We start from the raw sequence: 9,356 nt of genomic DNA, 5'->3' as shown, positions 1-9,356 counted from the left end.
GGCTGAGCCCGACGCACTGAAGGCACCGGAAACGGGGTCCGGCCCATGCGGCCGGGCCCCGTTTCGCGGGTTTCGGCGCAATTAGTCGCCCGGCTGGGGGAAATCGCTGCGACGAATGTCGGGAACTGCTGGTAGTCTGCGCATCCCGGCAGCCGCCTGCACGGCCTGGATCCGGGTGCATCCGGACGTGCACGCTGCACGCCCGCCGAATGCGGATGCCGATTCGCGCGCGCCGGTCGTCTGTGCGAGGACCACCTGATTCAGCGAGATTCGCTCGCATTCGGTGGGTTCTTTCCCCTGATCGAACAAGTGCCTGGACAGCGGCGGACCGGCGCGGCACCCTGGAAGCGCAACCATGTCGGGGGGCAGGGGGAGCACATGGCGTTGCGCATTCATTTCACCGACGACGATTTCGGCCGGACGAGGCGGCGCACCGGCCCCGATCCGCTGTGGGAACTGGTGCTGAGCCTCACCGCGCTGCAGAGCCGCCGCCCGGCGGGCGGGCTGCGGGTCTGGTCCGCGCGTGCCCGCAAGCAGCTTCGGCGGGAGGGGCTGCTTCCGCAACCCCGTCCGGCACCGGCGCTGGAGTTCCGCAACCGGGCGGTGAAGGCGCTGCCCTCAGGTGGCGACGCGACGATCCGCCGCACGGGAGTGCTGAGACCGGCGGAGCGGCGGCGGGAGATCGGTCCGGTCGCGGGAGACGGCGTCGTGCGCGTGGAGAAAACGAGGCTGCGCGCCGACCTTCAGACGTTCTTCGTGCACGGGGTCGCGCCGTCGTGGGTCGGGGAAGTGGCCGACGGGGCGCGCACGCTGCTCACGTCGTACAGCCTCGCGCGGCAGACTCCGGCCGTCCATCCGGAACGGTCCGGTGCCGCGGTCCCCTGGGAGGGCCCGGAATTCTTCGGCGAACCTCCTACGGATCGCAGTGTCTACTTCGGAGGCTTGCTCGTGATCCCGGCTTATTTCCGGGTTGTGGAACCGGATCCGGCGACCGGACCAGAACCGCCGGTGGTACTGGCCCGGCCCGCGATCACCGCGGGCGATGCCGCCCAGGACCCGCTGCCGGACCTGCTCGGCACGACCCGCGCCCGCGCGCTGCACGCGCTGACGATCCCGAGATCCACCGCCGAACTGGCCGGGGAGATCGGCGTGACACCGGTCGCGGCGAGCAAGCACGCGGGCGTCCTGCGCCGTGCGGGATTGGTGAAAAGCCAGCAGGACGGGAAGACCGTCCGGCACGCGGCGACGGCCACCGGACTCGCGTTGCTGAGCGCTTCCGGCGGGGAATGATGGGGCGCGCGGGGGAGAATTCCACGTACTAACGGAAGACGGCGGCAATAAACGACGTGTCAGCACGACCGGCGGCCGGCGCGGAATGGAACGCGCCTCGCCGATCCGGCTGCGGCGGCCGAGTTGCCTCAGTGTGGTGTTACCCACGAATGAGTGAAAAGAACGGGTGAAATCGGACATCGATCCCGGCTCGGATTGCCCGCGGCGGGCTTTTTTTTCCTGCGACTTGGGCACATTTGTCCGCGAACCCTGCCGCGTTCCCGGTTTTCGCGGCATTCTCGGATCATGGCTTCTGGTTTCCGCGCGTCCGCGGCGCGCGGGCGCGTGTTCCTCCTTCCGGTCCTGGCCGCGGCGGTCGCGGTCTCGGCGCTGGCCGGGATCTGCCTGGGGCTGTGGATCCACCGGCAGGGCTCGGCGGCGATCGACCGCGCGCCGGGCCGGTCCGTCGTCGCCGCCGTGGAGCCCGGATCCGGCGCGCTGCGCGGGAGCGAGGGCGCCGCGATGCCCGACACCCGGCGCGTCACATGGACCGCCCCGGACGGCGGCGCCGAGGAAGCGAACATCCCGCTCCGCTCCGACCCGGCGGCCCGCGGCCTGACCCGAATCCGCATGGACGCACGCGGCCAGCTCCGGGCCTCGTCGCCGGACCGGCTCGACGTCCTGTCGGTTTCGGTGATCACGACGGTCGCCTGGGAACTGGTCACCGCGATCGCGGGATTCGCGCTGTACCGCCGATTCGCCCGGGGGCGGGTCGCTGGCTGAGGTGTGAGCGCGGGTCGGGTTGCTGCCGGGTTCGGCTGCCAGCATGCGCGGAGCCGGTTCGGCCGTCGCCGAGGCGGGGTTCGCCTTGCCCGCCGGTCCGCCCGGGGCGTGTCGCTGCATGGGGCGTGAGCGAGGGCGCGGCTGGCGTCGTGGATACGGGCTTCGCGCTGCACCGCAAGCTTCGTACGAGAGCCTCAACGCCAATGGCAACGATAAAACCAGATGATCGCGAGCGGAATCGCCGTCGTGAGCACCGCGCCCACCGCGATCGGGGCGGCTGAGCCCATTCCGAAGCCGACCACCAGGGTGACCAGGCCGGTCAGGAACACGCTGAGCACGCCGAGCGCGGCCGCGGCGAAGGTGACCGCGGGCATGGGGCGGAACTTCTCGAACCGGCGGGCAAGGCGCGGATTTTCCTGGGCGAGGCATCGCTCGATCTCGTCCAGCTGGTGTTGTTCGTGGTCGCGCAGCGCCATCGTCCGCTCCGCCCGTCGACCTGGCCGGGACTTCTCCGCTGATTCTGCCACGAAATCCGGCCGGAATCCGGGGTCGAGTTCGATTCGACGCCCCGTGCGGGTGAGTCCGGGAAGCCGCGGAGCGGGGGCGGCCCGCCGCGTCCGGCAGCGGGCCGCCCGTGCGGGTCAGTCGCGGCGGCGGCCGCCCACGATGAGCCGGTAGCCGGTCAGGATGACCAGCGCGCCGAGCACCGCGAGACCCCACGTGCGCAGGTCGAAGAACGTCCCGAGCTGGGTGTGGAACAGCGTTTTGCCGATCCAGCCGCCCACGAACGCGCCTCCGATCCCGAGCAGGATGGTGATGATGCAGCCGCCCGGGTCCTTGCCCGGCATGAGGGCCTTCGCGATCACTCCGGCGATCAGGCCCAGCACGATCCAGCTGACAACGCCCACGTCGGTCCTCTCCTCGGTACGGCGGCGGCCCCTCGGGCCGCCCCTGGCCGGACCAGGATGGCATGGTCCGACCGGGTGGCGCGCGCCAGCGTCGGGGCTACTTTCCGTAGTACCGGCGAGGAGTCAGCGGCGGAGGGCGGTTTCCGTGTCCATGTGCGACAGCTTCGCCGGATTCCGCACCGCGTACAGGCCGGTGATCTTGCCGTCGTCGATGCGCAGCGTGAGCACCGTGTCGACCTCGCCGTCGAGCTTCAGCACCAGCGCCGGATGCCCGTTGACCTGCATCGGGCGCAGCGGCGCGGGGATCTGGGCGCTCCCGGCGGCCAGCAGTCGCGCGACCTTGTCCGCGCCGACGATCGGCCGCGGCACCGCCTGCTTGACGCCGCCGCCGTCGCCGAGGAAGACGACGTCCGGGGCGAGCAGGTCGAGCAAGCCTTGCAGGTCGCCGGTCTCGACGGCCCTCTTGAACGCGTCGAGCGCGCCGCGGGTTTCGGCGGGCGTGACGTCGCCGCGTGGGCGGCGGGCCGAGACGTGCGACCGCGCCCGGTGCCCGATCTGCCGTACCGCGGCGGGGGTTTTGCCGACGGCTTCGGCGATTTCGTCATAGGGCACGTCGAAGACCTCGCGCAGCACGAACACCGCGCGCTCGGTCGGCCGCAGCGTTTCGAGCACCAGCAGCATCGCCGTCGAGACGCTGTCGGCCAGTTCGACGTCCTCGGCGACGTCCGGCGCGGTGAGCAGCGGTTCGGGCAGCCAGGTGCCGACGTAGGACTCCTTGCGCCTGCCGAGCGTGCGCAGCCGGGTCAGCGCCTGGCGGGTGGTGATCCGGACCAGGTAGGCGCGGTGCTCGCGGATCTCCTCGAGGTCGACCCCCGCCCACTTCAGCCAGGTTTCCTGCAGCACGTCCTCGGCGTCGGCGGCCGAGCCGAGCATCTCGTAGGCCACGGTGAACAGCAGGTTCCGGTGGGCGAGGAAGGTCTCGGTGGCGAGGTCCGGGCTCGCTTCGCCGGGCGCTGTCATGGATGGCTCCTTCGCGTTCTGGGGTCGATCGCCCATAGGACGCCGGCCGCCGGGAGTTTGTGACACCAGCCCGGCGCGCGGTTCGGCGTCGTAGTCGAAGCGCCCCACGGGATGCGAGGGTAGCCGGGGCAGCGCTCGACCGAGAGGAGTTCGCGACGATGGCGGAACGGGGACCGGACTGGCTGCGGCGGACGTGGGACGAGGCCGCGCCGCGCTACGACCGCGACATCGCGTGGTTCGAACGGGCGCTGCTCGCCGACGGCCGCGAATGGGTGTGCGGGCAGGCTTCGGGGGAGGTGCTGGAGGTCGCCGTCGGGACCGGCCGGAACCTGCCGTTGTACCCGCCGGACGTGCGGCTGACCGGGATCGACCTCAGCCCGTCGATGCTGGACCTCGCCCGTCGGCGCGCCGCCGAGACCGGCCGCGAGGCGACGCTCGCCGAGGCTGACGCGCAGTCCCTTCCGTTCCCGGACAGCACGTTCGACACGGTCGTCTGCACGCTGGGCCTGTGCGGCGTCCCGGACGAACGCGGCGCGATCGCGGAGATGCACCGGGTGCTGCGGCCGGGCGGCCGGTTGCTGCTGCTGGACCACGTCGGCAGCCATCGCCGCTTCGTTCTCGCTGGTCAGCGGCTGCTGGAGAAGCTGACCGTGTCCCGGCTGGGGGATTACCTGACCCGCCGGCCGCTGCCGTTGCTCGCCGCGGCCGGGTTCGCGGTGGAGCGGGCGGAGCGGAGCAAGGCCGGGATCGTCGAGCGGGTGGCGGCGCGGAAGACCGGCTAGTCCTGTACGGTCGTATTGTACGTTCGTATAGGAGGGGTGCGATGAGCGGCAAACTGGGGCAGATCGCGGTCGGCGTGCTGATGGTGGTCGTCGGCGCGGTGCTGTACTTCGTGTTCCACGACGTCGAGACGCCGGTGATCGGGCTGCGGCAGGTCGGGGTGGTCGTGGGAGTGATCGGGGTGCTTGAACTGGTCGCGGTCGCGTGGCGGGCGTCCCGGCAGTGAAGCGTGCCACCCATGTGCTCGACGCGGTGCTGAATGTGTTGGCGGAGCAGGGAATCGGCGCGCTCAGTGTGCGGACGGTCGCCGCCGCGGCGGGCGTTTCCCCGGCTCAGGTGCAGTACTACTACCGGACGAAGAGCGACCTCGTGCGCGCCGGCTTCGAGTACGCGGGCGAGCAGTTCCTGGCGGAAATTGAAGCGGCGCAACCGGAATCGATCGCCGACTTCGTCGAGCTGTGGCTGCCGCTGGACGAGCCGCGCGCCCGGCGGGCCCGGGTGTGGCTCGCGTACGCGGCGGCGGCCGTCGTGGATCCGGTGCTGCAGAAGGAAAACGCGAACCTCGATCGCGAGCTGCGGCAGTGGTATGTCAACGCCGGGTTGTCCGAGGACGTCGCGGCGCAGGTGTTCGCCATGATCGACGGCGTGACGCTGCAGTGTCTCTCGCTGCCGATGGCGGACCGTCGGGCATTGGCGGACCGGACGGTCGGCGCGTTCCTCGCAGCGCTACCTGGCTGAATGTAACACGTGATACATTCAGCGCTGTGGCAGACGACAAGTGGCTGGTGCTGGTGGTTCGGGTGCCGTCCGGACCGTCGCGGCACCGGGTCGCCGTATGGCGTGAGCTGCGCCGGGTAGGCGCGTTGTCGCTCGGGCAGGGCGCCTGGGCGGTGCCGGACGTGCCCGGGTTCGCCGGCGGCGTCGCGCGGGCCGTCGAGCTGGCCGAACGCGGCGGCGGCGAGGTGATCACGCTCGACGCCGCGGAACGGGACGGTTCGCGCCTGGTGGAGCTGTTCACTGCCGAGCGGGAAGAGGAGTGGACGGAGTTCCTGGCCGACTGCGGGAAGTTCGACGCCGAGATCGACAAGGAAATCCGGATCGGCAAGTTCACGATGGCCGAGCTGGAAGAGGAAGAGCAGAGCCTCGAGCGGTTGCGGCGCTGGCACCGGGACCTGAAGGCGCGCGACGTGTTCGGCGCGCCCTCGGCGTGGAAGTCCGAGCAGCGGTTGAAGCAATGCGCCGAGCGGCTCGCGGACTACACCGAGCAGGTTTTCCAAGCCCTGCACCAGATGTGAGGGTTTCCGATGCGTTCTGCTGAGCTGCGTCCGCTGTACGCCGCCGGGTTCGTCACCGCGTTCGGCGCGCACAGCATCGCCGCCAGCCTCGGCGCGTACACGCACGGCGATTCCTTGCTGACCCTCGGATTGCTGCTCGCGGTCTACGACGGGGCCGAGGTCGTGCTGAAGCCGGTGTTCGGCTCGCTGGCCGACCGGATCGGGCCGCGGCCGGTCCTGCTCGGCGGGTTGCTGGCGTTCGCGCTCGCGTCGGCGGCCTTTGTCGTCGCGGGAAACCCGGCGGCGGTCGGGCTGGCGCGATTCGGTCAAGGCGCGGCCGCGGCGGCCTTCTCGCCCGCGGCCGGGGCGCTCGTCGCACGGTTGTCGCCGGCGAAACGGCAGGGGCGGGCGTTCGGCGGTTACGGCGCGTGGAAGAGCGTCGGGTACACGATGGGCCCGTTGCTTGGCGGCGTGCTGATCACGCTGGGCGGATTCTCCTTGCTGTTCGGCACCCTGGCGGTCCTGGCTTTCGTTGTCGCCGGATGGGCCGCACTGGTGGTTCCCGCGCCGGAACCGTTGCCGCGGCAGCGACAGACCGTTGTCGACCTTGCCCGTCGGCTCGCTGAACCTGGCTTCCTGCGGCCGACCGCGGTGCTCGCCGGAACGACCGGGGCGCTCGCGGTGGGGATCGGATTCCTGCCGGTCACCGGGGCGGCGAGCGGACTCGGCACGGTGGCGACCGGCGCGGTGGTGTCGGTGCTGGCGTTGTGCTCCGCGCTGGTGCAGCCGTGGGCGGGCCGGCTCCGGGACGCCGGGCGGATCCCGGACGGATGGGGGATGGCGGGCGGGTTGCTGCTGACCGCCGCCGGGCTGGCGTTGGGCGCGTTCGTGCCGGGTGTCGTGGGAGTGGTGGTCGCGGCGGTGGCGATCGGCGTCGGGGTCGGGGTGGCCACGCCGATCGGGTTCGCGCATCTGGCCGGTTCCGCGCCGAAGGAACGGCTCGGGCAGACGATGGGGGCGGCCGAGGTCGGCCGGGAACTGGGCGACGCGGGCGGACCGCTGCTGGTCGGCGCGATCGCGTCGGCGGCGACGCTGGGGGCGGGGTTCGGCGGGCTGGCGGCGCTGCTAACGGTGATCGGGCTGGTGGTGGCTGGCTTCCGTAAGTCGTGAGGGGAACCCTGCGGGAATCTGATTCCCGGAGGGTTCCCCTCACAGACGATCAGCTGGTCGCGATAGCCGGGTCGCTTGTGGATGCCTGGCCGGTCTCCGCGTGGCCAGCGAAACGCCGGACGTACTTTCCGTCGTGATCCGCCTTGACCGTGATGTCGTACCAGCCATTGGCGACGCCCCACTTCGGCACCGCGCGCGAGGTGCCCGGGGCGAGCGTGTACCGGTAAGCCTCCGAAGGCGCGTATGCGTCCACGCCGGTGAAGGTGACCGTCCGGCTAGTCGGGTTCTTGAACGTCACCGTCACATAGCCCGCGTCGTGCCGTGCGGTGACTTCCGGGCCCAAGCCGCCGATCGTCCCGGCCTGTTCGCGGAGCCAGCCGTTGGGGCCGAAAACCGAGTACTGGTACCAATCTCCCGCGCCGCTCGGCAGATGCCAGCTGTCGGTGACCGACTTGCGGCCTTCCACGGTGTACGGCCACGGCCCGTCCGAACGCATCCGGGACGTCACGTGGAATCCGGCTCCGGCGTCGCCGAGATTGGCGAAGGTGAAGTACATCCGGCCGTCGCGGGCTTCGGTGTCCGCGGCCAGGTCGTACGGCAGCGCGCGGGCTTTGCGGGTGCCGGGTTCCTGCTTCGGCAGCGAACCGTTCGACGGCGGCACCGGGTGGTAGGTCGGCGGGGTGCTGTGGTCGGCGGGCGGCTGGTAGTCGCCGGTGCCGGGCAGGGGCGGGACGCCGCTGTTGGCTCCGGTGAAATCGAACGCCGACGTGAGGTCCCCGCACACCGCGCGGCGCCACGGTGAAATGTTGGGGTTGTGCACGCCGAAACGCTTTTCCACGAACTGGATCAGCGAGGTGTGGTCGAAAGTCTGCGAACAGACCCAGCCGCCGGTGCTCCACGGCGAAACGGCCAGCAGCGGCACGCGCGGCCCGAGTCCATAAGGCATTGCTTTGGTGTACGATGCGGCTGCGCCGCCTTCGTACCATTCCCCGGCGACGCTCGCCGTCGATTTGCCCCAGTTCGCGTCGCGCGGCGGGTACGGCGGGACGACGTGGTCGAAGAATCCGTCGTTCTCGTCGTACGTGATGAGCAGGACGGTTTTGCTCCACACGTCCGGATTCGACGTGAGCGCGTCGAGCACGCCGGAGACATACCAGGCGCCGTAGTTGGCGGGCCACGCCGGATGTTCGCAGTACGCTTCGGGGGCCACGATCCAGGAAACCTGCGGCAGGCGGTTCGCTTTGACATCCGCGGCGAGGTGGTCGAAGAAACCGTCGCCCGCGCTGGCCTTCGTGCCGGTGCGCGCCTTGTCGTAGAGCGGCGTGCCCTGCGCGGATTTCTGGTACTGGGTCAGGTAAAGCAGCGAATTGTCGCCGTAATTGCCGATGTACGCGTCATCGGTCCAGCCCCACTTGTGCTCCTTGTCGAGACCGTTGCCGACGTCCTGGTAGATCTTCCACGAAACCCCGGCCTTTTCCAGGATTTCCGGGAAACTGGTCCAGCCGTACCCGGATTCTTCATTGCCCAGCACCGGCCCGTTTCCGGAACCGTCGTTCCCCGTCCAGCCGGTGTACATATAGTACCGGTTCGGGTCGGTCGAGGACAGCATCGAGCAGTGGTAGGCGTCGCAGACGGTGAACGCGTCGGCGAGCGCGTAGTGGAACGGGATGTCCTTGCGCGTCAGATACGCCATCGTAGTGCTGGTCTTCGCCGGGATCCACTTGTCCCACCGGCCGGTGCTCCACGCGGTGTGCGTGCCGTTCCAGTCGTGGTTGAGGTCCTCGATGAAGGTGAGGCCCAGGTTGTCCTCGGCGGGCCGGAACGGCAGCGTTTCGGCGCCGGAGGAGTCGGCCTGGTGCCACACCGGTTTCCCGCTCGGCAGCGAGACCGGGCGCGGGTCGCCGAAGCCGCGGACGCCGTTGAGGGTGCCGAAATAGTGGTCGAACGACCGGTTTTCCTGCATCAGCACGACAACGTGCTCGACGTCCGCGAGGGTGCCGGTGCGCACGGCGGCCGGCACCGAAGCCGCCCGCGCGATGCTCGCGGGCAAAGCCGTGCCGGCCGCGGTGGCCGCGGCGAGGTGCATGAATCTGCGACGGCTGACCGATGACATCGATGTCTCCTCGAAAAGTCGGGGACAGTTTCGCGGACG

At 70.4% G+C, this 9,356-nt stretch carries 11 protein-coding genes; 7 read left to right on the top strand and 4 right to left on the bottom strand.

Annotation, left to right across the window (positions count from 1 at the left end):
* Positions 1 to 378 precede the first annotated feature (378 nt).
* Entirely contained in the window at positions 379 to 1,290 is a 912-nt protein-coding gene (locus WA670_RS30865) for an ArsR/SmtB family transcription factor (protein ID WP_336159648.1), read from the top strand.
* 285 nt (positions 1,291 to 1,575) lie between these two features.
* Complete coding sequence (locus tag WA670_RS30860) at positions 1,576 to 2,052, top strand: hypothetical protein (RefSeq protein WP_205673463.1); 477 nt, start codon at positions 1,576 to 1,578, stop codon at positions 2,050 to 2,052.
* 194 nt (positions 2,053 to 2,246) lie between these two features.
* Here the strand turns inward: WA670_RS30860 and WA670_RS30855 are convergent, their stop codons facing one another.
* The 3 genes from WA670_RS30855 to WA670_RS30845 all read right to left on the bottom strand — a co-directional run bounded on the left by WA670_RS30855 (position 2,247) and on the right by WA670_RS30845 (position 3,980).
* The gene (locus tag WA670_RS30855) at positions 2,247 to 2,528 is read right to left on the bottom strand and encodes a DUF3040 domain-containing protein (protein ID WP_037820086.1); all 282 of its coding nucleotides are present in this window, start codon (positions 2,526 to 2,528) and stop codon (positions 2,247 to 2,249) included.
* Positions 2,529 to 2,693: 165 nt separating this feature from the next.
* Positions 2,694 to 2,960 (bottom strand): GlsB/YeaQ/YmgE family stress response membrane protein, encoded by a 267-nt coding sequence (locus WA670_RS30850; protein ID WP_037820087.1) that lies wholly within the window; start codon positions 2,958 to 2,960, stop codon positions 2,694 to 2,696.
* A 123-nt stretch (positions 2,961 to 3,083) separates the two neighbouring features.
* Positions 3,084 to 3,980, bottom strand: coding sequence for an RNA polymerase sigma-70 factor (locus WA670_RS30845; RefSeq protein WP_336159647.1), 897 nt, complete (start codon positions 3,978 to 3,980; stop codon positions 3,084 to 3,086).
* Positions 3,981 to 4,138: 158 nt separating this feature from the next.
* On the opposite strand from WA670_RS30845, the gene WA670_RS30840 reads away from it, so the two are divergent.
* From WA670_RS30840 to WA670_RS30820, 5 genes are read left to right on the top strand one after another with little or no spacing between them, the layout of a single operon-like run.
* Positions 4,139 to 4,762, top strand: a complete 624-nt coding sequence (locus tag WA670_RS30840; protein ID WP_336159646.1) for a class I SAM-dependent methyltransferase — start codon at positions 4,139 to 4,141, stop codon at positions 4,760 to 4,762.
* A gap of 41 nt (positions 4,763 to 4,803) precedes the next feature.
* Positions 4,804 to 4,986, top strand: coding sequence for a hypothetical protein (locus tag WA670_RS30835; RefSeq protein WP_336159645.1), 183 nt, complete (start codon positions 4,804 to 4,806; stop codon positions 4,984 to 4,986).
* Positions 4,983 to 5,498 carry a TetR/AcrR family transcriptional regulator gene (locus WA670_RS30830; protein ID WP_336159644.1) on the top strand — a complete coding sequence of 172 codons (516 nt, stop codon included), beginning with the start codon at positions 4,983 to 4,985 and terminating at the stop codon, positions 5,496 to 5,498. The genes WA670_RS30835 and WA670_RS30830 overlap by 4 nt, the downstream gene beginning before the upstream one ends.
* Positions 5,499 to 5,524: 26 nt before the next feature.
* Positions 5,525 to 6,055: a Chromate resistance protein ChrB gene (locus WA670_RS30825; RefSeq protein ID WP_336159643.1), complete on the top strand. Its 531-nt coding sequence runs from the start codon at positions 5,525 to 5,527 to the stop codon at positions 6,053 to 6,055.
* A gap of 9 nt (positions 6,056 to 6,064) precedes the next feature.
* Positions 6,065 to 7,204: an MFS transporter gene (locus tag WA670_RS30820; protein WP_336159642.1), complete on the top strand. Its 1,140-nt coding sequence runs from the start codon at positions 6,065 to 6,067 to the stop codon at positions 7,202 to 7,204.
* A gap of 49 nt (positions 7,205 to 7,253) precedes the next feature.
* Here the strand turns inward: WA670_RS30820 and WA670_RS30815 are convergent, their stop codons facing one another.
* Positions 7,254 to 9,317: a phosphocholine-specific phospholipase C gene (locus tag WA670_RS30815; RefSeq protein WP_238607056.1), complete on the bottom strand. Its 2,064-nt coding sequence runs from the start codon at positions 9,315 to 9,317 to the stop codon at positions 7,254 to 7,256.
* Positions 9,318 to 9,356: the final 39 nt, after the last annotated feature.

The organism is Amycolatopsis sp. VC5-11 (assembly GCF_037034185.1).
GTDB lineage: Bacteria > Actinomycetota > Actinomycetes > Mycobacteriales > Pseudonocardiaceae > Amycolatopsis > Amycolatopsis nivea.
This window is presented reverse-complemented; position numbering and strand designations above follow the sequence as displayed.

Bases quoted from the DNA above. Each gene is read 5' to 3' on its own strand.
- WA670_RS30865 (WP_336159648.1), top strand. From the start codon at position 379: ATGGCGTTGCGCATTCATTTCACCGACGACGATTTCGGCCGGACGAGG.
- WA670_RS30860 (WP_205673463.1), top strand. From the start codon at position 1,576: ATGGCTTCTGGTTTCCGCGCGTCCGCGGCGCGCGGGCGCGTGTTCCTC.
- WA670_RS30855 (WP_037820086.1), bottom strand. From the start codon at position 2,528: ATGGCGCTGCGCGACCACGAACAACACCAGCTGGACGAGATCGAGCGA.
- WA670_RS30845 (WP_336159647.1), bottom strand. From the start codon at position 3,980: ATGACAGCGCCCGGCGAAGCGAGCCCGGACCTCGCCACCGAGACCTTC.
- WA670_RS30840 (WP_336159646.1), top strand. From the start codon at position 4,139: ATGGCGGAACGGGGACCGGACTGGCTGCGGCGGACGTGGGACGAGGCC.
- WA670_RS30835 (WP_336159645.1), top strand. From the start codon at position 4,804: ATGAGCGGCAAACTGGGGCAGATCGCGGTCGGCGTGCTGATGGTGGTC.
- WA670_RS30820 (WP_336159642.1), top strand. From the start codon at position 6,065: ATGCGTTCTGCTGAGCTGCGTCCGCTGTACGCCGCCGGGTTCGTCACC.
- WA670_RS30815 (WP_238607056.1), bottom strand. From the start codon at position 9,317: ATGTCATCGGTCAGCCGTCGCAGATTCATGCACCTCGCCGCGGCCACC.